The sequence below is a fragment of the Streptomyces sp. NRRL WC-3742 genome (assembly GCF_000720635.1).
Taxonomy (GTDB): domain Bacteria; phylum Actinomycetota; class Actinomycetes; order Streptomycetales; family Streptomycetaceae; genus Kitasatospora.
Genome location: NZ_JOCF01000058.1, coordinates 1 through 22,175 on the forward strand (window position 1 = coordinate 1; position 22,175 = coordinate 22,175).

Consider the following 22,175-nt stretch of genomic DNA (forward strand, 5'->3'; position numbering starts at 1 on the left):
ACCCACCTTCGACCCCCCAGCACCCCCACCCCGCCCCTGGTGGCGCCGCCTACGGGGCTGAACGGCGACGGGATGCCCAGACGATTACCTCCTCAGTCACCGGACCTGACCGAACCTCGGTGCAACCAGCCAGGAGCGGCCGTACGCTGTGCGGATGGAGCGAGCTGCGGTGACTTCGTTTCGTGCGGTGGTCTTCGACTTCTTCGGCGTCCTGACGTCGAACATGGTCGAGGTCATCACGTGGTTCGAGAACCGGGAGCGGATCGCTCCGGGGACGTTCTTGCGTGCGTGGGCCGATCCCCGAGGGCAGGACCTGTTCCGAAGTCTTGAACTCGGCCGGATCAGCCAGGAGGACTGGAACACCGGGTTCGCGGCCCTGATGGGCGTGAAGCGGGACGACCTCCTGGCCAGGTACCTTCACGACGCTTTCCCGGCCTACCAGGTCCTCCAGGTCGCGCGGCAGGCCCGTGCGGCAGGGGTGCGAACCGCGGTGCTGTCCAACAGCCTCGGTCGGCAGCCATACGACCCATACGCAGGCTTCGACCTGCACCGCACGTTCGACGCGGTGGTGCTGTCGGCGGAGCTCGGTGTCCGCAAGCCCGAACCCGAGGCGTTCAGAGCTGTGCTGGAGCGCCTGGGCGTCACCGCCGAGGAGAGCCTGTTCGTGGACGACAGCGAGGAGAACCTCGCCGCCGCCCGCCGGCTCGGCTTCACTCCTGTGCTGGGGCTGGACGAGGACGTGGTCGTCCGACGGCTACGCGAACTTCTGAGGCTGCCGGGCCTCTAGGAAGTCGCGAACCCCCGCGTGGGCGGTGTGCGGGGCCAGTTTCTGGCACAGGCCCCGTAGTTGGGACGCGGAGCGGGCGGAGTCCACCGCTCCGAGGCAGGCCGCCGCGTGCCGGCCCGTTGCCACGGCCGCGTCCAGGTCGTGCAGTGCGAGGTGCGCCTCCGCGGCGCGGGCGAGGTAGATGGCGTGGCTGCGGGGGTACTGCTCGTCACCCGGATACGCCTGCATTCCGGCTTCGAATCGCCGCAGGGCCTCGGCGGGGTCTCCCAGTTCCAGGGCGGAGGAGCCGGCGATCATCTCGATCTCGCCGTAGTCCACCCAGTAGAGGAAGCTGGGGTCGTCCTCACACCGCCCCTTGTCCAGCGCCGCGCGTGCCAGGTGAAGCTGGTGCTTGGTCTCCTCCTTCGCTCCGCCCTTCGACCACGAGCGGGCGGCGCGGGCGGCAAGCATCGCCTCCATCCGTGGGGTGCTCCGGCCGCGTACCTGGGTCCGGGCAGTGTCCGTGAATGACACTGCCCGGCTGGCCAGGCCGGGGGAGGAGTAGCACTGAATGGCGGCGAAGGACAGCGTGTAGGCGCCGGCGATCACATCGCCGCACTCGGCGGAGGCCCGCAAGGAGGCGTCGAAATAGGACTGGGCGAGGCCGACACGGCCCTGGTCGAAGGCCGCCCAGCCGACCTGGCGGGCGGCCTCGGTGGTGATCGCGTACAAGCGCGCCAGGTGATCGCCCTTGTAGCGCCGGGACTTGATCGCCGCCACCGCCAGAGCAAGGTCGCTGCGCGCAGCGGTGAAGACCTCGCCGCTGCCGAGCTCGTCGTCCACGTGGCGTAGGAGGTTGAGCCGGCCCTCCAAACCCGCCAGCAGGGACGCGCCGTCCACAAATGCGGCACGCGGTTCCAGGAGAGTGCGCCCGATGGCCGTGACCCAGTTGTTCGTCGACGCGGACAGGGCAACGCCCGCAGCGAGGAACCCTCGGCGATCCACTCGTCTCCCCTCCATCAGGCTCGTGAGAACCGCCAGAGTCGCGCCGGCCTGGTTCCAAGAAACGTCCACAGGCCCGGTTGCGGCAAGAGCAGCGGCGAAGCTTCCGCCTGTCTCGAGGACCCTGTCGTAGGCGGCGGCCACCGACTCGGTCACCCTACGGTTGCCGTTCTCAACGTTGCGCAGATACGCCACACCGAACCCGCTGGCGCGAGCGAACGCGGCCCAGCCCATGCCGGAAGCACGGCGGGCTTGCCTCATATCGTGGCGCAGTTGATCGGGCATCAAGGCGCTCCTCGGATGTGGGATCGCTTCTGGATCGCGCCACACCATTGTCCCCGCGGTGCTGGCAGTGTGTGATCGATTCCGTACAGATCGCAGTCGCTGCCGTCCGGCCGCCTGGAGCCGGAGCGTTAACCCCGGCGCGCACCGGCCTGTCCGCGCCTGCCTGAGCGGTTCCCTTTCTTGCGCTCATTCCACCCTTCCCGTTCTGAGGTAGTTCGCCATGCTCGAAGCCTGCTCCGCGGCCAGCCGCCCCCGCTCGTTCGCCGCGCGCCTCGAATCTCGCACGGACTCGACGCCCCTCGCGCGGTACCTCCTCCGGGCTTACCTCGCTGGCCTCCCCGTGGGTGATCACTACCGCGACGTTGGCGAAATCCTCCTCGGCGAGCTGTTCGCCAACGCTGTCCAGCACCCCGTCGCGCCCGCGGACTGCTTCGTCGAGATCCGCTTCGCGCTCATCGGCGACCGCCTGCGCCTCGAGGTCCACGACGCCGGTGGTGGACGCCCCTCCCTCCGCCCCTCCAGCACCGACAACGAGCGCGGGCGCGGCCTCTTCCTCGTCAACGAGCTCGCCGAGCGTTGGGGCTACTGCCCCCGAGCCGGCGATATCGGGAAGTCGGTCTGGGTCCTCATCGCCCCTACCAACGCCACCCGCGAGACCGCCACGTAATCGCAGGAGGTCGCCTGCCGGGTCACCCCGGGTGTCGCGCCCGCTGCGGGCCCTCGACCCCGGACCCGCTACTTCGGCCGCTTCCCGAGTCGGCTGCACCACTGGAGGAGCGGTCCAATCCCAGATCGGAGCAAGCCCTGTGCCTGACCACTTGCTCCACGAGAGCACGTTGAGCAGGACGAAAATTCCGATGCGCACGGTACCCGAAAGGACCCCACTGACGTGACCAGTTCACTGCCCGTCCCCGCCGACCGTCTCGAAGTCCTCGAAGCCGACATGCTGCACCTGGTCGAGACGGCCGCGCCGACGCTCTCACCGGAGCACCGCGCCGCCATGGACCAGGTGTGGGCGAAGGCCGTCCAGGCGAACCCCGATCTGTTCGACGGCCCGGCGGTGCTGTGCACCGCCACCGGGTACGACGGCAACACCCTCGTCCTGTCCTGGGCCCCCGTTTCCTACCGGCGCTTCGCGCTGCGCCGCGTTCCGGGAGCGCCCCGCGTGTCGTCCGTGTTCGTGACCGTCGCGCAACCGACCGACGCGGGCGGCCTGATCGTGGGCCGCATGTCCGCCTCGACGGCGGCGCCCGGACGCTGGCAGCTGCCCGGCGGCAACGTCGAACCGCCCGTCGGAGCCGGGCTCCTGGACGAGACCGAGCTGCGCCGCCAGGCGTGCCGGGAGCTGGCCAAGGAGGTCGGCGTGGACGTGACGCCGCAGGCCCTGACGCTGTGGGCGGTGACCCGCGGTGAGCACGGCAACATCGGCGTGCACTTCGAGGCGCCTCCGCTCCCGGAGCACACCGTGCGCGAGCGGTACGAGGCGCTGGTCGCGGCGGAGACCGCTTCCGGCCGCACCCCCGAACTGGACCGGATCACCGTCGTGGACGGTCCGGCCACCGAACTCGAGGGGCCGCGCGCGGACTACCTCGAGGCCCTGCTCCACCGCCGTACAGGGAGGACACATGACTGACACCCGGGGCGATCCGCAGTGGCTGCTGGACGCGGCCGGGCAGCTGCTGGCGGCCGAGCGGTCCGGCCTGCCCACCGCTCCACCGGCCCGGAGCGGCCCCGGGCTGACGCTGGAGCAGGCGTACCGCGTCCAGGCGGCCGTGATCAGCGGCCGCCTGGACGGCGGAGCCCGTCCCGTCGGCCACAAGATCGGCCTTACCTCGGCGGCGATGCAGGAGCAGATGGGGGTGAGCGAGCCGGACTCCGGCATCCTGCTGGAGGACATGGCACTGCCGTGCGGCGGTGAACTGCCCACGACGGGACTGCTCGCCCCCCGCATCGAAGCCGAGATCGGCCTGCGGCTCGGCCGGGACCTCACCGGCCCCGCCCTCGACCACCAGGCGGCCCGCGCAGCCGTGGCCGAGGTGTTCCTCGCTCTCGAAGTGATCGACACCCGCTACGGGGACTGGGGGATCACCCTGGAGGACAGCGTCGCCGACAACGCCTCCGCGGCCCGCTTCGTCACCGGCGCCCCCGTACCGTTCCCCCTCGCCATGGACCTGGGCCGGGTCCTGGTCACCGTCCGCGTCGATGACCAGCTGGTCTGCGTCGGCCACGGCCGAGACGTCCTCGGCGACCCGATCAACGCGCTCCTGTGGCTGACCCGCCGCCTCCACGGCCTCGGCAGCGGCCTGCGCGCCGGAGACCTCGTCCTTCCCGGATCGGTGCACGCCAGCATCCCGCTGCGCCCCGGCACGATCGTCGAGGCGTCCTCTCCCCGGCTTCCCGCCGTCCTGCTGCGCGCGCTCTGACCGTCCCGCTCCCTCGCGCCAATCCCTCCCCCTGGAGCACCCCCATGCCCTCGCACCGCACGATCGGCGTCGCCGTGCTCGGCGCCGGACTGATCGGCCTCGACCTGCTGGAGAAGATCCGCCGCTCGGCCCTGCTGGAGTGCCGCCTCGTGGCGGGCCACCGCCACAACCTCGGCCTGACCCGGGCAGCCGAGATGGGCCTGCCGACCACGACCGGCGGCATCACCGCGCTGACGGACTCCGTCGACGGCATCGACGTGGTCTTCGACGCCTCCAACGCCGACTCCCACGCCGAGCACTGGCACCACCTCGAACCCACGAACGCCCGGCTCGTCGACCTGACCCCCAGCAAGCTCGGCGCGGCGACCGTCCCCACGATCAACGGGGCCGACGCGGCGACCAGGCGCCACGTCAGCCTGATCAGCTGCGGCGGCCAGGCCGCGATCCCGCTCCTGCACGCCATCGCCCAGCACCGCACGCCCCGCTACGTCGAGCTGGTCTCCACCGGTGCCAGCCGCAGCGCGGGCCGGGCGACCCGGCTGAACCTGGACGAGTACATCGACACCACGCAGCGGGCCGTCCGCCACTTCACCGGCGCCCCCACGGCGAAGGTGCTCGTCAACCTCAGCCCGCGACCCCGCCGCCGCCCTTCTGTGTCACCCTCACCGCCCTCCTCGACGCTCCCGACCCCGTGGCGATCCGCCCGCTCGTCCAGGCCGCCGCCCAGCGGGTCCAGGCGTTCGTCCCCGGCTACGCGGTGACCGCCCTGGAGACGGCCCACGACCGCGTGACCGTCACGGTGGAGGTCACCGCGGCCGGGGACCGCATCCCCGCCCACGCCGGGAACCTCGAGATCATCAACGCCGCGGCGATCCAGGTGGCCGAGCTGCGTGCAGGAGCCCTGCACCCGGAAGGAACCCGCTCATGACCGGCACCCCGACCCACGTCCAGCTCCACGACCCGACCCTTCGCGACGGACACCACGCGGTCGGCCACCGGCTCTCGCGCGAGCAACTGTCCGCCTACGCCGCTGCCGCCGACCGAGCCGGTGTACCCGTCATCGAAGTCGGACACGGCAACGGACTGGGCGCCTCCTCCCTGCAGATCGGCCCGGCCGACCTGAGCGACGCCGAGATGCTCGCCGCCGTGCGCGACGTCCTCACCAACGCCCGCATGGGCGTCTTCATGGCCCCCGGGTGGGGAACCGGCGACGACCTGCGCCTGGCCGTCAACGCGGGTGCACAGGTCGTACGCCTGGCCGCGCACTGCACCGAAGCGGACGTCACCGAACGCCACCTCGGCCTGCTCGCCGAGTGGGGCGTCGAGGCACACGGCGTCCTGCTGATGAGCCACATGGCCGGCCCGGGCCAACTCGCCGAGCAGTGCGCCCTCATGGCCCGCTACGGCGCGCAGGCGGTCGGGATCTACGACTCCGCCGGCCACTACCTCCCCGGAGACGTCGCCGAGCGCATCACCGCGATCACCGAAGCCGTCGACGTACCGGTCGTCTTCCACGGCCACAACAACCTCACCATGGCCACCGCCAACTCGGTCGCCGCCGTCCAGGCGGGCGCCAGGATCATCGACGCCTGCGCCCGCGGGTTCGGCGCCGGGGCGGGCAACACCCAGATCGAGGCGCTGGTCCCGGTCCTCGAACGTCTCGGCTACACCACCGGCATCGACCAGCACGCCCTGTTCGAGGCCGCCGACCTCGCCGAACAGCAGCTGATGACGGCCCCTCCGACCACCGACTCCGTCGCCGTGATGAGCGGCCAGGCCGGCGTCTTCTCCGGCTTCAGGACCCGCGTCCTGGACGTCGCCGCCCGCGAAGGCATCCACCCCGGCGACCTGTTCGCCGCGCTCGGCCGCCGCCAGGTGGTGGCCGGTCAGGAAGACCTGATCCCCGAAACGGCCGCCCGGCTCAAGGAACACACCATGCCCGAGCACGACCAGCCCGCCCTGGCAATCCACCCCCACCTCCACGACCTCCTGGTGCGCGAGCTGCGCATCCAGCCCGACACCCTGGACCCGGCCTCGACGCTGGAGGCGATCGGCCTGGACTCCCTGGCCGTGGTGGAACTCTCCGTGCTGCTGGCCGAGGAGTTCGAGGCGCCGGTCACCGAGGACCAGATCGCCGGTCTGCGCACCCTGGAGAACCTGAACCGCTTCTTCCTGTCGAACAGCCGGAAGGGATGACCCCGGGCATGACCCTCTCCCCGCACCGGCGCCTGGGACCGGCCTGGTTCATGACCCCCGCCACCCGGCCCGACCGCTACGCCTCCGCGCTCACCTGCGGAGCCGACGTCGTGCTGGTCGATCTCGAAGACTCCGTCGCCTCCACGGCCAAGGACCGGGCGACGCGACGCCCGGGCGTTCTTCGCCCTGGACGGCGCTCCTTGCATCCTGGGCATCCGCGTCAACACCCTGTCCACCCTCGACGGCGTCAAGGACCTCGCCGCCATCGCCGCCTACCCGCGCAAGCCCGACCTCGTCCTCCTGCCCAAGACCGAATCGACCCGCGACATCGCCCTCGTGTCCGCCATCCTCGACACCCCCGCCTACAGCCCCATCCTGTTCGCCCTGATCGAGACACCCCGCGCCGTCGACCACCTGCCCGAGATCCTGCCCGCGCCCCGCCTGTCCGGCGCCGTCTTCGGCGCCGCCGACTACGCCCTCGAACTCGGCACCCACACCGGATGGGAGGCGATGCGCCACGCCCGGCACACCATCGCCAACAGCTGCGCCGCCGCCGGCCTCGTCGCCGTCGACACCCCGTTCTTCGAACTCGACGACGCGGCGGGCCTCACCGCAGAGGCCCGCCGCGCCAAGGAGATCGGCTTCCACGGCAAGGGGGCCATCCACCCCCGCCAACTGCCGGTCATCACCGAAGCGTTCCGCCCCAGCGACGACGAGATCGCCGAAGCCCGGGCGATCGTCGCCGCCGCCGAACGAAGCGGCGACCACATCACCTCCGTCGACGGGCGCATGCGCGGCACCCCGTTCTTCACCCAGGCACGGCGCCTCCTCGCGGGCCTCGGCGAACACCCGGCGCAGCCGAAGTGAGCGCCGACCTGCCGCAGGGCTACCGCCGCGTCGCCGGGAACCGCGTGCGGGAAGTCATCGGACTCGACTACCGGGAACTGGCCCAGGGCCTGACCATCGAGCACCGCCCCGGCCGGACCGTCACCGAGGCCGACAACACGATCATCACCACCCTCAGCGGCAACGCCGCCCCGATCCACCTCGACGCCGCCTACGCCGCCCACACCGAGTGGGGCCGCATCCTCGTGTGCAGCGCCCTCACCCTCGCCGTCGTCGGCGGCATGAGCGCCCGCTCCATCAGCGCCCTCACCACCGCCAACCTCGGCCTGACCGACGTGCGGTTCACCCACCCGGTCTTCGTCGGCGACACCCTCTACGCCGAAACCGAGATCACCGGCCGACGCCCCTCCAGGAACCGCCCGGCCGACGGCGTCGTCACCTGCCGCACCCGCGGCATCAACCAGGACGGCCGACAGGTCATCTCATTCACCCGTACGTTCCTCCTCCCCATCGACCCCCACGCCATGCGCACCCTCGCCAACTACTAGACAGGCGCGCCATGAACAGCGAACCCACCTTCGTCCGGGCCGACGACAGCCTGACCCAGGAGTACGACGAGATGGCCGCCCGCAGCTTCGGCCACACCATCGACGACATCACCCACCTGCACGGCCACGCCGACGTCCGCGTCGCCCTCCGCGCCGGAAGGGTCATCGCCGGCGGACTGGGCCTGTTCGTCCCGCAGTACTTCGGCGGCGCCCCCGTCCCCAGCGCCCTCCTCGCCGCCGGCAGCGTCGCCCCCGAAGAGCGCGGCGAGCGCCTCGCCGCCCGCATGGTCCACGAACGCCTGCGCCCCCTGCGCGAACGGGGCGCCGTCATCTCCACCATCTCCACCCTCTCCAACGGCTACGCCCGGCACCTGGGCTGGCAGGCACCCGTCCCGGTACACGCCCACGCCGTACGCGCCGAGGACCTCAAACGCTCCTTCCACACCGGGGACTTCCACATCGAGCACGGCTACTCCCCGGACGCCCACGGCCTCCAGCAGGACCTCGCCCGCCGCTGGAACGGTCCCCTCCAGCGCCCCACGTGGTGGCAGGACTGGAAGACGACCGAGAACCGCCTGACCACCTACTACTTTCACCGCCCCGGTCTGCCGACCTCCGGATGGCTCTCCCTCACCACCAGCCGACGAGACCACCACGGCACCGACCTCACCGTCCACGACTTCTGGGCGGAGGACCACAACTGCGCCGCCGCGATGCTCGCCTTCCTCGCCCGCCATCACAGCCGCACCGAGACCGTCCACTTCCGCCGTGGCGTCCTCCCACCGGCACCCCTGCTGCTGCACAACCTCCACCGCTACCGGGTCGCCACCCGAGCCTGGCACCCCTGGATGCTGCGTATCCTCGACCCCCGAGGCGCGGTACGCCTACGTGGGTGGCCCCACGGCCTGGACCTGGAGCTGCCCATCGAGATCGGGCAGGAAGCCCCCCGCACAACACCCCACCGCTTCCTGCTCCGCATCCGCGCCGGTGCTGGCGCCCTCACCCCCACCCGGGACGAAGGCCACGTGTCCCTCACCACCGGCCAGTTCGCCGTTTGGTACGCCGGAGGCTGGCGAAGCCCGGAGGCCGCCCGCCTGTCCGGCGTCCGAGCCCGCTCGGACGCCTGCCTCTCCGCCTTCCTCCGAGCCACCATCCTGGAGGTCCCCTGGTTGCCCGACCACTTCTGAACCGCGCCCCCGCCCCCGACGGCGCCGACTTCCGCCACCGAGCCGCCCCTGTACGGGCGTTTGGTGTCCGGGCATTCGTTCGTGGACAGAACCGGCTTCGGATTCGGCCACCTGGTTTGCCCGGCGGCCCGCGTCGGGTTAGCTGGGCGCAGGAACGGGCCGCAGGGGGCGGCCCGTGCGTGCACCTTCGGGTGCTCTGGAGGGGATCGATGATGGTGAGCAGCAAGGGGATCAGGCGCATCGTGGCCGTGGCGGCGATGGCGGGAGCAGCCTTCCTGGCGACCGGCACGGCGCACGCCAACGGGCCCCTGCCCGGCGTCGTGCCGCCCGCGCACGACGGCGGGCCGTACCCGACCGGCGTCGCCCCCGACGGCGGGCCGTTCCCCGGCGTCGTGCCGCCCGCGCACGACGGCGGGCCGCTCCCGACCAACGTCAGCCCCGAGGGCGGCCCGATCCCGAGCAGCGTCGCCCCCGAGGGTGGCCCCATGCCCGGTGTCGTGCCGCCCGCGCGGGACAGTCTGTCGGGGATCACCGGCCGCCTCGGAGGCTGAGGGCGCGACGGCCCACCCGCGCGGCCACCGCCGGTCAGCATCCGTACTAGTGTCGTGATCACGCCGGGCGCGGCGCGGCAGGTGCTTCTCTACTGGGGGCTGAAGCGGATGAGGATGACGTTCGGGCTGCTGGGCCCCTTGACGGTCGCCGCGGACTCCGTGCCGCAGGCGCTGCCGCGTGCGACCGTCCTGCGGGGGCTGCTGGGGGCGCTGCTGCTCGCCGAGGGGGAGCGGCTGCCGGTGGGGCGGCTGCTGGAGCTGGTGTGGGCGGGGCAGGCGGACCGGGTGGGCCGGGGGGCGGTGCACACGGGGATGTCGCGGCTGCGCGCCTGGCTGGGCCGGTTCGGGGACGAGACGGTGGCGCTCGAGTCCGACGCGCAGGGGTACCGGCTGCTGACCGCGCCCGACGCCGTGGACCTCGCCCGCTTCCGCGCCCTCACCGCCGACGGGGACCTCGCCGAGGCGCTCGCCCTGCGCCGAGGCCGGGTGCTGGCCGGGCTGGAGCGGGTGCACCGGGAGGACCCGCTGGTGACGGCCGTGGAGGCCGCCGTACGCGCCGCCGCCCTGTCCCTCGCCGAAGCCTCCCTCGCCACCGGCGCACCCCGCACCGCGCTCCCCGCCGTGACGGCCCTCGCGGACGAGCACCCCTTCGACGAGCCCGTCCACGCCGCCCACCTGCGCCTCCTCGCCGCCGACGGACGGGCCGCCGAAGCCCTGCGCCGCTTCCAGTCGCTGCGCCGGCGGCTCTCCGAGGAGCTGGGCATCGAGCCCGGCGAGCAGGTGCAGTCCGTCTTCCTCGCCCTCCTCGCCCAGGACCGCGCCGGCCTCCACACCAGCGCCGGACCGTCTCGCGTCCCCTCTCAACTCCCCGGCGACATCCCGGACTTCACCGGACGCGAGGAACAGGCGCACAGCATCCTGGACGCCCTGGCCGCCGGTCTCGTCCCTGTCGTCTCCGGCATGGGCGGCATCGGCAAGACCGCGCTCGCCGTCCACACCGCCCACCGCGCCGCCGCCCACTACCCCGACGGGCGCCTCTACGCGGACCTGCGCGGCGCCGACGCGTCCCCCGCCGACCCCGCCCGCGTCCTGGCCGCCTTCCTGCGCGCCCTCGGCGCCGATGCCCGGGAGATCCCCGAGTCCCTCGACGAACGCTCCGCGCTCTACCGCACCCTGCTCGCCGGCCGCCGCGTGCTCATCCTGCTCGACAACGCCGCCGACGAGCAGCAGCTCAGACCGCTCCTCCCCAGCACCTCGGCGCGGGGCGCCCAGGGCCCCGCCGTCCTCGTCACCAGCCGCTCCGCCCTCACCGCCCTGCCCGGCGCCCGGCTGGTCGACCTCGGCGAACTCGACTCCGCCCAGGCCCAGTCGCTGCTGCGCCGCATCCTCGGCGACGCCCGAGTCGCCGCCGAGCCGATGGCCGCCGCCCGGATCGCCGAGCTGTGCGGCGGCATGCCCCTGGCCGTCCGCATCGCCGGGGCCCGCCTGGCCGCCCGCCCGCGCTGGACCCTGGCCCGCCTGGCGGACCTGCTGGCCGACGAACGCCGCCGCCTCGACGAACTGGCCGCCGGGGACCTCGCCGTACGGGCCGGATTCGCCGTCGGCTACGCCCGCCTGCGGGAGCCCACCCGCCGTACGTTCCGGCTGCTGGGCCTGCTGGACGCCCCCGACTTCGCGCCCTGGGTGGCGGCGGCGGTCACCGACACGCCCCTGGAGGAGGCGCAGCGGCGCCTGGAGGAGCTGATCGACGCGCAGCTCCTCCAGGAGACCGGCACCGAGCCCCACCTGCGCTACCGCTTCCACGACCTCGTCCGCCTCTACGCCCGCGAGCACGCCCAGGCCACGGACGAGCCGGGTGCGCGCAGCGCCGCGCTCCAGCGGGCCTTCGGCGCCTGGCTCTGGCTGGCCGAACAGGCGTCCGACCAGGTGCCCGGGCCCTGTTTCGCCCCGCTCCACGGCGACGCGCCCCGCCACCGGCTGCCGTCCGCGCTCACCGCCGCCCTGCTGGACGACCCGACGGCCTGGTTCGACGCCGAGCAGCCCGCCCTGAACGCGAGTGCCCGCCAGGCGGCCGGGCTGCGCCTGGCCTCGGTGGCCTGGGACCTGGCCGCCTGCCAGGAGAAGTACTGCGACGTGCGGGGCCTGTACGACGACTGGTACAGCACGCACCTCGCCGTCCTGAACGCCTGCCGGGCGGCCGGGGACGTCCTGGGCGAGGCCGTGCTCACCCGGGGCCTCCTCGAGGTGACCACCTGGACGACCCCGGGCGACGGCAGCCAGACGATGGTGGCCCTGCACGGCCGCGCCGAGGAGCTGCTGACCCTGTTCGAGCGGGTGGGCGAGCCGCGCGGAAGCGCCGACGCCCTCGTCCTGGCCGCCTGGAGCCTGGTGGCCCAGGGGCGCGAGCAGGAGGCCCTGGACGCCGCCCACCGCGCCCTGGAGCTGGGTGCTCTCCACGACCACCCCGGCGGCCAGGCCAAGGCCCACCAGATCATCGCCGTCGCCTACGGCGAGAGCGACCTCGACCGCACCATCGAGCACCTCACCGAGGCCCTGCGCCTGGCCCGTATGATCGGCAACACCCGCTTCGAGGCGACCGCCATCCAGTTCCTCGGCGCCGCCCACGGCCGCAACGGCCAGGTCGAGCACGGCTGCGAGCTGCTCACCCGCTCCCTCGCCATGGCCCGCTCCCTCCAGGACCGCTACGTGGAGGCGTTCTCCCTGCTCTACCTCGCCACCTTCCAGGCGGCCACCGGCGACCCCCGGGCCCGGGAGACGGCCGAGGCGGCCCTGACCATCGCCCGCCGCTTCGCCATGGGCCACCACCTCGCCCACGCCCTCGGCGTCCTCGGCGAACTGGACCTCGCCGACGGCGACCACGCCTCGGCCATCGCCCGCCTCGAGGAGTCCGTCCTCGTCTGGCGGGCCCGAGGCTGGCGCTCCTTCCTCGCGGACGCCCTGCGCACCCTCGCCCGCGCCTACCGGTCCGCTGGCCTGCCCAAGTCCGCCGCCCGCGCCCTCGACGAGGCCCGGGAACTCGGCGACACCCTCCCGGCCACCGATCGGTAAGCAATCGGTAAGACTTCCCGGCCTACGGTCGAAAAGCCACACGGCACAGGCGCCTCCACGACGCGCCGTCCGTCGGGGCGCGCCCGTGGACCCGACCACTCACCGCCGCCCCCGAGGCACCCGGTCGGGTCCGCACAGGGGACGGACCCGGCCGGACCCGTTCACCGGCTCCTCAGGCGTGGAACTACATCCGTAGTGCCACTACGGATGTAGTTCCACTGCATCCGACTACATCTGTAGTGGCACTACTGGAGTAGTGCCGGGCCGCCGTCAGCCCCGCCCGAGGACCCGTTCGACGGCGATCTCGATGACCACCCGGTCCGGGTTCTCCCGGGGCGTGCGGTAGCGCTCGGCGTAGCGGCGCTCCGCGTCGGCGACCTGCTCGGGCTCGTCGCGGACGACGGCCACGCCCTCGAGGGTGGACCAGCGCGCCCGGTCCACCTGGCAGAGCGCGACGCGCTGCCCCTTCTCCCCCGCCGCCACAACGTTGCGCGCCTTGCGGCTCGTACGGCTGGTGATCACCCGGGCCGTCCCGGTCTTCGGGTCGAAGGTGACCCCGACCGGCACCACGTGCGGCGAACCGTCCGGGCGGGCGGTGGTCAGGGTGGCGATGTGCCGCTCGCTCCAGAAGGCGAGCAGGGCGTCGTCGAGGTCGCGCGGATCGTGGGCCATGATCGCGATCGTACGGCCCCGGGAGAGGAGTCCGGTCACCCGGGGCCGCGGGAAGATCAGTGCCCGCGCGCGATCCACTCCGGCAAAGCCGGGGCCTCGGCGCCGATGGTGGTCGGGTCGCCGTGGCCGGTGCGCACCACGGTCTCCGCCGGGAGCGACAGCAGCCGCTCGCGGATGGACTCGACGATCGTCGGGAAGTGCGAGAACGACCGCCCGGTGGCGCCCGGGCCGCCCTGGAAGAGGGTGTCGCCGGTGAAGACGGTGCCCAGGCCCGGGGCGTACAGGCAGACCGCGCCGGGGGCGTGGCCCGGGGTGTGCAGCACGGTCAGTTCCGTCCCCGCCACCTCGATGACCTGCCCGTCGGAGAGTTCGCCGTCCGGCAGCCGCTCGGGGTGGGTGAGCTTCCACAGCGGCAGGTCGTCGGGGTGCAGCAGGATCGGCGCGCCGGTGCGCTCGGCGAGGGCCGGGGCGGCGTCGATGTGGTCGTTGTGGGCGTGGGTGGAGACGATCGCCAGCAGCCTCCGGCCGCCGAGCGCCGCCTCGATGGCCCCGGCGTCGTGCGCGGCGTCGATGACCACCGCCTCGGCGTCGTCGCCGACGATCCAGACGTTGTTCTCCACCTCCCAGCTGCCGCCGTCGAGGTCGAAGGTGCCGGAGGTGACGAGCCGGTCGATTCGAGCGGTCATCAGAACACCACCACCGAGCGCAGCACGTCGCCCTCGTGCATCCGCGCGAACGCCTGCTCCACGCCGTCGAGTTCGATGGTCTCGGTGACGAACGCGCCCAGGTCCAGGCGGCCCTGGAGGTAGAGGTCGATCAGCATCGGGAAGTCCCGCGAGGGCAGGCAGTCCCCGTACCAGGAGGACTTGAGCGCGCCGCCGCGGCCGAACACGTCGAGCAGCGGCAGTTCCAGCGTCATCTCCGGGGTCGGCACGCCGACCAGGACGACGGTGCCGGCGAGGTCGCGGGCGTAGAACGCCTGCTTGTACGTCTCCGGGCGGCCGACCGCCTCGACGACGACGTCCGCGCCGTTGCCGCCGGTCAGCTCGCGGATCGCCTCGACCGGGTCGGTGGTGCGGGAGTTGACGGTGTGGGTGGCGCCCAGGGCGAGGGCCTTCTCCAGCTTGCGGTCGTCGATGTCGACGGCGATGATCCTCGCCGCGCCCGCCAGCCGGGAGCCCATCACGGCCGCGCCGCCGACGCCGCCGCAGCCGATGACGGCCACCGAGTCGCCCCGGCCCACGCCGCCGGTGTTGATCGCGGCGCCGAGGCCCGCCATCACCCCGCAGCCCAGCAGGCCCGCGACGGCCGGTTCGGCCTGCGGGTCGACCTTGGTGCACTGCCCGGCGGCGACGAGGGTCTTCTCCGCGAACGCGCCGATCCCCAGCGCCGGGGACAGCTCGGTGCCGTCCAGCAGCGTCATCCGCTGCTTGGCGTTGTGGGTGTTGAAGCAGTACTGCGCGCGCCCGCGCCGACAGGCGCGACACTGGCCGCAGACCGCACGCCAGTTGAGGATCACGAAGTCGCCGGGCGCGACCTCGGTGACGCCCTCGCCGACCGTCTCGACGATGCCCGCGGCCTCGTGGCCGAGCAGGAACGGGAACTCGTCGTTGATGCCGCCCTCGCGGTAGTGGAGGTCGGTGTGACAGACCCCGCAGGCTTGGATACGGACCACCGCCTCGCCCGGGCCTGGGTCGGGCACCACGATCGTGGTGACCTCCACGGGCGCGCCCTTGGCGCGCGCGATGACTGCCTTGACCTGCTGGGCCATCCGTTCCCACCTCCGTCCACCGGGGCGCCGTCGCACCCGGCTCGACCTGCTGTGTTCCCTGCCGCGGCCCGCCGGTCCGACCCGCCGTCACCGCCGCCCCCGCAGCCTAGCGCCCGGCCGTGGAGCCGGGGCCGAGGCAGGTGGCCGCCCCTCAGCAGGCGCGAGAGCGACGTGCGTCGGCGCGGGCCCGCCACGAGGGGCGCACGGGAGGCACCGGGCGCCCGCCGCAGTGCCCCGAAGCGCCCGGATTCCATCGCCGTTGGCTGGAAGTGCCGCAGACGGACACCTCACCGTCCACGTACGGTCGTAGCGGAGGCGGACGGCCGGACCACGCTCGGCGCACCCGCCCCACGCGACGGCGCGCCACCGCGCACCGCCCGTGCCCGGGGCGTACCGACCGTACGCGCCCGTACGTCTCGCGCCACCGCTTCACGCCACGCACCCCCCTCGACCACCCCCCTCGACCGCGCACCCCATCCCACCCAGCCGCGTGCTCCACCCGGCCCGCACCACCGCCAGCCGCACGCACCATCCCGGTTCCCCCCGTCGAGCCGCAGCCCGCGGCTCACCGCCCTGGAGTCTGGAGTTCGGATGCCCGCCCAGAACAGTGCGACCGGTGCCGCGACCGGCACCGCGCCGCTCCCCCCGATGCACTGCCTGCGCCACGCGGTGCCCGGCCCGCCCCGGCTCGCCGCCCTGCGCACCGGCACCCCCGTGTGGCTGGTCAGCCGCCACGCCGACGTGCGCCAGGTCCTCACCGACCCCCGGCTGAACCGCAGCGCCCTCTACGCGACGGACGCCCCGCCGATCACCCTCGCCCCGAACATCCTCGACGACCCGCAGAGCATGCTGAACATCGACGGCACCGACCACCAGCGGCTGCGCCGCACCGTGCAGCGGGCGTTCACCCCCCGGGCCATCGCCCGCTGGCGGCCCTGGGTGGCCTCGGTGGTCGAGTCCCTGATCGACGAGCTGATCGACGCCGGCTCCCCCGCCGACATCGTCGGCGCCTACACCCGCCCGCTGCCCGTCTCCGTGATCAGCCGTCTGATGGGCCTGGACAACCTCGACTCCAAGCGCATCGGGCACTGGAGCGACCACGCGCTCTCCGCCACCGCGTACAGCGCCGAGGAGATCGCCACCGCCATGGGCGAGTTCTACGCCTTCGGCACCCAGGTGATCGTCGAGCGCCGCGCCGCCCCCGGCGACGACCTGGTCAGCAGCCTGATCACGGCCGCCGCGGACGGCAGCATGACCGAGGAGCAGTTGGTCACCCTCGTCATCGGCCTGGTGATCGCCGGCCACGAGACCACCATGACCAGCCTCGGCAACGCCCTGGTCTACCTGCTGCAGGAGGGCCGCGAAGCCTGGAGCCGGCTCGCCGCCGACGAGGCCAGCGCGAGCGCCGCCACCGAGCAGCTGCTGCGCGGCGTGCCGCTGGGCGACACCACCGACCACATGCCCGGACTGCTGCGCCGCGCCGTCGAGGAGGTGGAGATCGGCGGGGTGCTCATCCCCGCCGGCAGCGTGGTCGCTGCGGACACCAATGCCGCCAACCAGGACCCGGGCGTCTTCACCTCGGACCTGCTCACCGAGCTGTTCTCCCCCCTCGCCGCCCCCAGCCTCACCTTCGGCGCCGGGCCCCACCACTGCCTGGGCGCCTGGCTGGCCCGGATGGAACTGGAACTGGCCCTGCACCGCCTGGCCCGCCGGCTGCCCTCGCTGCGGCTGGACGAGCCGGTGGAGGGCATCGACTGGCGGCGGGGCCTGCTGACCCGCAGCCCGAACGCGCTCGGGGTCACCTGGTGACGGCGTCGCCGGAGGCCGTGGTCGTGCGGGTGGACCGCGGGCGCTGCATCGGCTCCGGGATGTGTGCCCTCGGTGCGCCCGCCGCGCTCGTCCTCGGGCCGGACGGCGTGGCCGAGCCGCTCGCCCCGTACGCGGACGGCGGCGCGGACCTGACGCCGGAGCTGGCCGACGCGGTGGACTACTGCCCGGTCGAGGCGCTGACCCTGCTGTCGGCGCGCGGCGGGTACCGGATCGCCCCGTCGGAGTGAGGATCGCCGACGGAGGGGGCCCTGGCTTACAGGCCCCCTCCCCCTCCACTCATGAGCCCAGCTAATCGATCGATGAGCCGATCGATCTTGTTCGCCCCTCCCGCCCGCTGATGAGCTGGCGGCATGTCCAACGCACAGACCGCCACCGCACAGGCCCTGGGCGCCGAGCCCGTCCCACCCCCGACCCGCTGGTCCCCCGTCCTCGCCCTCGCCCTCGCCACGTTCACCGTCGTCTCCTCCGAGATGATGCCCGTCGGCCTGCTCACCCCCATGGCCCACACCCTCGGCGTCACCGACGGCGTCACGGGCCTCTCCCTCACCGTCACGGGCCTGGTCGCCGCCGCCGTCTCCCCCTTCGCCCCGGCCCTGATCGGCCGGCACGACCGCCGCCGCGTCCTCATCGCCTTTCTGCTGCTGCTCTGCGCCGCCGACGCCCTCAGCGCGCTCGCCCCGGACTTCGCCGTCCTCGCCGCCTCCCGCGTCCTGCTCGGCGTGGCGATGGGCGTCGTCTGGGTCGTCGCCGCCGCGCTCGGCTCACGGCTCGTCCAGGGGCCGCGCGTGGCCCTCGCCACCACGCTGATCTTCTCCGGCGTCTCCATCGCCTCGGTCCTCGGCGTCCCCCTCGGCACCTACCTCGCCGCGGCGGTCGGCTGGCGCGGCGCGTTCTGGGCGCTCGCCCTGCTCGGCGCGCTCGGCGCCGCCGTCCTCGCCGCCGTGCTGCCCCCGCTGCCGGTGGCGCAGCGCGGCCGGATCGGGGGCCTCGCCGCCGCGCTGCGCCACCGGGGCGTCGCCACCGGACTCGCCGTCACCGCCCTCGTCGTCCTCGGCCACTTCACCGGCTACACCTACGTCCGCCCGGTGCTGGAGACCGACGCGGGCCTGGCCGGCGGCGTCATCGCGAGCTGCCTGCTGGTGTACGGACTCGCGGGCGTCGCCGGGAACTTCACCCTCGGACCGCTCGCCGGCCGCCGCCCCAGGACCGCCGTGGTCACCGCCCTCACCGGCGTCACCCTGGCCGCCGCGCTGCTGCCGTACGGCACCGGGAGCCTGGCCACCGTTCTGGGCGTCCTGGTGGTGTGGGGCGTCTCCTACGGCGGCGTGTCCGTCTCCACCCAGACCTGGGTGAGCGCCGCCGCCCCGGACCGTTTCGAAACCTCGGTCGCCCTCTGGTCCGGCGTCTTCAACGCGAGCATCGCCCTCGGCTCCCTGGCCGGCGGCCTCGTCATCGACCGGGCCGGCAACCACGCCGTCCTCGCCACGGCCGCCCTGTTCACCGGTGCCGGACTGCTCCTCGCCGCACTCTCCCGACCCTCCCGGCCGCAGGGCAACGTCTAACGATCACGCCGGCGCACCTGCTCGACGAGCAGCGCGGACAGCCGGTGCGGCCGGCGCTCGTTCTGCACCAGCACGAGCGTGGAGGGCAGTTCCAGGCCCTCGACCGGCAGGTACCGGATGTCCGGCCGCTGCACGTACCGGGTGCTCCCCTCGCACAGCAGCATCCCCCGGCCGGTGACCGCCACCATCGTCAGCCCCTCCTGCACGGTGGCGGCGCCCGCCGCGTACGTCAGCTCCCGCCCGCCGTCCACCTCCCGGGGGGCGTTCGCCAGCCGCCAGTACTCCGGGGCCGGACCGCGCGGCTCGATCAGCTCCAGCTCGGCCAGCCGCTCCCCGGGGATCGCGCTCTCCCCCGCCCAGCGTCCGGCCGCCGTCGCCACCCGCACCGGCTGCCTGGAGAACTCCAGCAGCACCTCCAACTCCGGTTCCCGGCACGGCCCGAGCACGATCCCCAGATCGATCTCGCCCCGGGCGAGGTGCGAGAACGGGTCCCCCCAGGGCAGCTCCACCAGCTCCACCACACCCCCCGGCAGCGCGGCGATCGCCCGCGCCACCGGCTCGTACACCGCGCACTGGAACCCCACCCGCAACGGCCGGTCCGACGCCGCCGCCCACGCCCGCGCGGCGTCGTACCCCTCCCGCAGCCGCCCGAACGCCGGCACCACCTCCCCGGCGAGCCGCCGCCCCACCTCCGTCAGCTCCACCCGCCGGCTCGTCCGCTCGAACACCGGCGCACCGATCCGGCGCTCCAGCCGCTTGACCAGCTGCGAGACCCGGCCCTGCGAGAGGCCCAGCAGCTCGGCCGTCCGCCCGAAGTGCAGCTCGTGGACGAGCACCGAGAAGCACTCCAACTCCTGCAGGGGCAGCTCGGGGAGGGGGTTCTGTTCCACCCCGGAAGTCTACGATCGGCAGCCTACGAGCGGTGCCGGGCGTGGCCGCAGGCCAGCGCGGCGCGCAGTTCGGCGGCCGGGTCGCCCTCGTGGTACGGGCGCTCGCTCGTCTCGATGTGGTCCAGGAACTCCTGGTAGCGCAGCGCGTACGCCAGGTGGTACAGCGGCTCGGCCAGTTCCAGCGCCCGCCCGGGCCGAGAGCCCGGGGCGTGGGCCTGCCAGGCCGCCGACCACACCTGCGCGTGGTGGCTCCAGGCGGCCGGGGTGAGGAAGTCGCGTGCCCGCAGGCCGTCCAGGGCGGGGTGGCCGAGGCAGGCGTCGGCGAAGTCGAGCACCACGGCCGGGCCACCGGCCTCGGCGCGCCAGTTGCCGGGGTGGAAGTCGCCGTGGAGGAGCGTCACGGGGAGCCCGCACCCCTCCAACTCCTCGATGACATCCGGGAGTTCAGCGACCAGTCGGGCCACTTCCACCCTCTCCCCCGCACTCAGGTCCGTCTCCTCCGGGAGCCGGTCGAGCAACACCTCCAGCTGCGCGAGCAGCGCCCGCGGCGTGCGGTCGCGCAACCCCGCCGAGGCCGCGCGCCCGTCGGCCGCCAGGGCCGCCTGCGCGGCGACCAGGCGCGGCACGACCTCCGCGACGGTGTCGGCGGACGGGCCCCAGCAGTCCTCCCCGGGGACGGCCTCCAGCAGCAGCCGACCGGCGGCCGCGTCGGCGGCGATCACCTTCGGGACGAGCGCGGCGTCGACGCTGCCGAACAGCGCGATGACCTCCCCCTCGGCGGCGTTGAACGCGGGAGCGGTGGTCTTCAGCCAGGCGCCGCCGGGAAGGCGGAACAGCCCGGAGAGGTTCCACGTACGCACCTGCCGCACCGGCCCGGCGCCGTCCACCCGCGCCGCCGCCCAGGCGAGCGCCTCGCGAAGCCCGTCCGGGCGGGCCCAGGGCGCCCGCCCCTCGGCGGGGCCGAGCACGGCGGCCGTCCCTGCCTCCATCGGGCGGGGCTCACGCCCGGGCGGGCGCTCCAGCGCCTCGACGTGGTAGCGGACCTCGCCGCCGTACGCACCACCCTCCGCCCCTCGACCGTCGACCAGGCGCAGCACCACGGCGGGCACCTCGACCGCCGCGAGCACCTCCTCCGTGGCCTGCCAGTACGGCCCGGCCACCTCGAAGGGGCCGAGCCTGCCGAAGTACTCGCCCCGATGCGTCAGTTCGACGGTCACCATACGTCCCATCCCCGCACCCTCCCGCACGGACGCCCCTCGGCGCGACCGTATTTCCCCGGCCGGGCCGGGCCAGCCCGAGCCGGGTCCACCCGCGGTCCCCGTTGTCCTCCACCGGCTTCTGCGGCAGGATCGGCGGCGTCCCCGATCACCGCGCCCCGGAGAGCCACCAGCCATGTTCCTGCGTCTGCCACCCCGTCGCCGCGCCCTCATCGCCGCCGCCCTCGGGGCGGCGGCCGTCGCCGCGGTGGTCGGCATCGTGCTGTCCGGCGGTGACGACGACGAAGGGGCCGCGCCCGCCGTCCACGCGAACGACGTGTCGAAGCGGGCCACGGCCTGCCTGGCGGCCGACAGTGCGACCGCCTCGGGCGGCGATCTCTTCGGCCGGGTGTGGTCGGCGATGCAGACGGCGGGGGCGCAGCACGACCGCAACGTCCAGCAGTTGGTCGTCCCGGCGGCGGGCGCCGAGCAGGCGGGGCCGTACCTGTCCGGTCTGGTGGCGCAGCGCTGCGACCTGATCGTCACCGTCGGCGCACCCTTCGGCCGGGCGAGCACGGGCGTGGCGCAGGCGTCACCGGCCGTCCGTCTCACCGCCGTGGACTCGACGCTGGGCAGTGCGCCGACGAACGTCACCCTCGTCACCGGCGCCGAGGCCGAGGGCCGCGTGGCCGAGCAGGTCGGCGGGCTCCGGCCCCGGACGTGACGCCGCCCGGCGGCCCGGGCGGGGCCGCCGGGCGGGCGCCCAGCCGTCACAGCCCAGCCGTCATAGCCCAGCCGTCGGAGCGCCGCCGTCAGGGCCCAGCCGTCAGAGGGGCAGGCTCCAGTGGCGGTAGACGTGCGGGGGCTCGTCGAAGCCGCGGGCGCTGAAGGGGCTCGCGAGGGTGCCGGTGAGGGCGCCGAGGAGGAACTCGCCGAAGCCCATGGCGAACCGGGTCCAGCGCCGCTCGCCGTGGAGAGCCTGGCGCTTGAAGACGACGATGTCCCAGCGCTGCGGGTCCGGTTCGTCGCAGAGCCAGAAGACCACGTCCCCGTGCACGGTGGTCGCCACGGGCAGCAGCCGGCCGTCCTCCAACTCCTCCTCCGAGGTGCCGGTGAGCGCGGTCGGCGCCTGCCGCGGGTCGAAGTCCAGGCCGTCGAGGAGGTCCTCGGCAGGCGAGCGGACGGCCAGGTACTCGTCCAGCTCACCGCCTCCGTACAGCTCGACGAACGCGCGGTAGTCGGCGGGCAGGCGCAGGCCCGTGGTCCGCGCCAGCTCCTCCCAGTCGACGGCGTCCCCGGCCGTGCCCGGCTCCCCGAGCACGGCCGTGAGAGCGGTGACGGCCGGGTGGGCCATGGCGGTGCTCCTCTGCTCCATGGACGT

Annotated in this window: 21 protein-coding genes and 2 pseudogenes; 16 read left to right on the forward strand and 7 right to left on the reverse strand. The window is 73.8% G+C overall.

All coding sequences use genetic code 11. From position 1 onward, the window contains the following. Positions 1-154: 154 nt before the first annotated feature. On the forward strand, positions 155-787 hold the full coding sequence (locus IH61_RS0128180; protein WP_234327370.1) for an HAD family hydrolase: 633 nt from the start codon (positions 155-157) through the stop codon (positions 785-787). Here the strand turns inward: IH61_RS0128180 and IH61_RS0128185 are convergent. Further along, positions 755-2,053 (reverse strand): helix-turn-helix domain-containing protein, encoded by a 1,299-nt coding sequence (locus IH61_RS0128185; RefSeq protein ID WP_031074860.1) that lies wholly within the window; start codon positions 2,051-2,053, stop codon positions 755-757. The two genes, IH61_RS0128180 and IH61_RS0128185, sit on opposite strands and share 33 nt — an antisense overlap. Before the next feature lie 220 nt (positions 2,054-2,273). On the opposite strand from IH61_RS0128185, the gene IH61_RS41525 reads away from it, so the two are divergent. The 11 genes and pseudogenes from IH61_RS41525 to IH61_RS0128235 all read left to right on the forward strand — a co-directional run bounded on the left by IH61_RS41525 (position 2,274) and on the right by IH61_RS0128235 (position 12,873). Further along, entirely contained in the window at positions 2,274-2,720 is a 447-nt protein-coding gene (locus tag IH61_RS41525) for an ATP-binding protein (protein WP_051838172.1), read from the forward strand. Between the two features lie 222 nt (positions 2,721-2,942). Continuing rightward, positions 2,943-3,686: an NUDIX hydrolase gene (locus IH61_RS0128195; protein ID WP_234327368.1), complete on the forward strand. Its 744-nt coding sequence runs from the start codon at positions 2,943-2,945 to the stop codon at positions 3,684-3,686. Then, positions 3,679-4,476 (forward strand): 2-keto-4-pentenoate hydratase, encoded by a 798-nt coding sequence (locus tag IH61_RS0128200; protein ID WP_051838173.1) that lies wholly within the window; start codon positions 3,679-3,681, stop codon positions 4,474-4,476. Before IH61_RS0128195 ends, IH61_RS0128200 begins: the two co-directional genes overlap by 8 nt. A gap of 44 nt (positions 4,477-4,520) precedes the next feature. Beyond that, positions 4,521-5,404: pseudogene (locus tag IH61_RS41530) on the forward strand (acetylating acetaldehyde dehydrogenase). Continuing rightward, positions 5,401-6,399 (forward strand): annotated as a pseudogene (gene dmpG, locus IH61_RS0128210) (4-hydroxy-2-oxovalerate aldolase); the annotation flags it as partial. The pseudogenes IH61_RS41530 and dmpG, both read left to right, overlap by 4 nt. A 12-nt stretch (positions 6,400-6,411) precedes the next feature. Beyond that, positions 6,412-6,672 carry an acyl carrier protein gene (locus IH61_RS48950; protein ID WP_234327371.1) on the forward strand — a complete coding sequence of 87 codons (261 nt, stop codon included), beginning with the start codon at positions 6,412-6,414 and terminating at the stop codon, positions 6,670-6,672. Positions 6,673-6,900: 228 nt separating this feature from the next. Further along, a complete protein-coding gene (locus IH61_RS41535; protein WP_234327372.1) occupies positions 6,901-7,539 on the forward strand; it encodes an aldolase/citrate lyase family protein in 639 nt (212 codons plus the stop codon). After that, positions 7,536-8,066 (forward strand): MaoC/PaaZ C-terminal domain-containing protein, encoded by a 531-nt coding sequence (locus IH61_RS0128220; protein ID WP_031074866.1) that lies wholly within the window; start codon positions 7,536-7,538, stop codon positions 8,064-8,066. The genes IH61_RS41535 and IH61_RS0128220 overlap by 4 nt, the downstream gene beginning before the upstream one ends. Before the next feature lie 11 nt (positions 8,067-8,077). Next, positions 8,078-9,253 carry a GNAT family N-acetyltransferase gene (locus tag IH61_RS0128225; RefSeq protein ID WP_031074867.1) on the forward strand — a complete coding sequence of 392 codons (1,176 nt, stop codon included), beginning with the start codon at positions 8,078-8,080 and terminating at the stop codon, positions 9,251-9,253. 209 nt (positions 9,254-9,462) lie between these two features. Continuing rightward, positions 9,463-9,804, forward strand: a complete 342-nt coding sequence (locus IH61_RS0128230) for a hypothetical protein (protein WP_051838177.1) — start codon at positions 9,463-9,465, stop codon at positions 9,802-9,804. Between the two features lie 108 nt (positions 9,805-9,912). Continuing rightward, a complete protein-coding gene (locus IH61_RS0128235; RefSeq protein WP_199823401.1) occupies positions 9,913-12,873 on the forward strand; it encodes an ATP-binding protein in 2,961 nt (986 codons plus the stop codon). Positions 12,874-13,143: 270 nt separating this feature from the next. Here IH61_RS0128235 and IH61_RS0128240 read toward each other — a convergent pair whose 3' ends face one another. Genes IH61_RS0128240 through IH61_RS0128250 form a run of 3 tightly spaced genes read right to left on the reverse strand, consistent with a single transcriptional unit; the run spans position 13,144 to position 15,316 of the window. Continuing rightward, complete coding sequence (locus tag IH61_RS0128240; RefSeq protein WP_031074870.1) at positions 13,144-13,545, reverse strand: pyridoxamine 5'-phosphate oxidase family protein; 402 nt, start codon at positions 13,543-13,545, stop codon at positions 13,144-13,146. Positions 13,546-13,601: 56 nt separating this feature from the next. Next, positions 13,602-14,231, reverse strand: coding sequence for an MBL fold metallo-hydrolase (locus IH61_RS0128245; RefSeq protein ID WP_031074871.1), 630 nt, complete (start codon positions 14,229-14,231; stop codon positions 13,602-13,604). Further along, complete coding sequence (locus IH61_RS0128250) at positions 14,231-15,316, reverse strand: S-(hydroxymethyl)mycothiol dehydrogenase (protein WP_031074873.1); 1,086 nt, start codon at positions 15,314-15,316, stop codon at positions 14,231-14,233. The genes IH61_RS0128245 and IH61_RS0128250 overlap by 1 nt, the downstream gene beginning before the upstream one ends. 591 nt (positions 15,317-15,907) lie before the next feature. Here IH61_RS0128250 and IH61_RS0128255 point away from each other — a divergent pair. The 3 genes from IH61_RS0128255 (at position 15,908) to IH61_RS0128265 (ending at position 18,708) form a co-directional block, all read left to right on the forward strand. After that, complete coding sequence (locus tag IH61_RS0128255) at positions 15,908-17,125, forward strand: cytochrome P450 (protein ID WP_037973462.1); 1,218 nt, start codon at positions 15,908-15,910, stop codon at positions 17,123-17,125. Next, positions 17,122-17,373, forward strand: coding sequence for a ferredoxin (locus IH61_RS0128260; RefSeq protein WP_107057248.1), 252 nt, complete (start codon positions 17,122-17,124; stop codon positions 17,371-17,373). Before IH61_RS0128255 ends, IH61_RS0128260 begins: the two co-directional genes overlap by 4 nt. A 123-nt stretch (positions 17,374-17,496) precedes the next feature. After that, a complete protein-coding gene (locus IH61_RS0128265; RefSeq protein WP_037973463.1) occupies positions 17,497-18,708 on the forward strand; it encodes an MFS transporter in 1,212 nt (403 codons plus the stop codon). On the opposite strand, the gene IH61_RS0128270 is transcribed toward IH61_RS0128265, so the two are convergent. Further along, entirely contained in the window at positions 18,705-19,598 is an 894-nt protein-coding gene (locus IH61_RS0128270; protein WP_031074882.1) for a LysR family transcriptional regulator, read from the reverse strand. The genes IH61_RS0128265 and IH61_RS0128270 overlap by 4 nt on opposite strands. A gap of 23 nt (positions 19,599-19,621) precedes the next feature. Then, positions 19,622-20,827: an aminoglycoside phosphotransferase family protein gene (locus tag IH61_RS0128275; RefSeq protein WP_031074885.1), complete on the reverse strand. Its 1,206-nt coding sequence runs from the start codon at positions 20,825-20,827 to the stop codon at positions 19,622-19,624. 163 nt (positions 20,828-20,990) lie between these two features. Here IH61_RS0128275 and IH61_RS0128280 point away from each other — a divergent pair, with 163 nt between their 5' ends. Further along, a complete protein-coding gene (locus IH61_RS0128280; protein WP_031074886.1) occupies positions 20,991-21,518 on the forward strand; it encodes a hypothetical protein in 528 nt (175 codons plus the stop codon). 102 nt (positions 21,519-21,620) lie between these two features. On the opposite strand, the gene IH61_RS0128285 is transcribed toward IH61_RS0128280, so the two are convergent. Next, entirely contained in the window at positions 21,621-22,169 is a 549-nt protein-coding gene (locus IH61_RS0128285; protein ID WP_234327369.1) for an SMI1/KNR4 family protein, read from the reverse strand. Positions 22,170-22,175 lie beyond the last annotated feature (6 nt).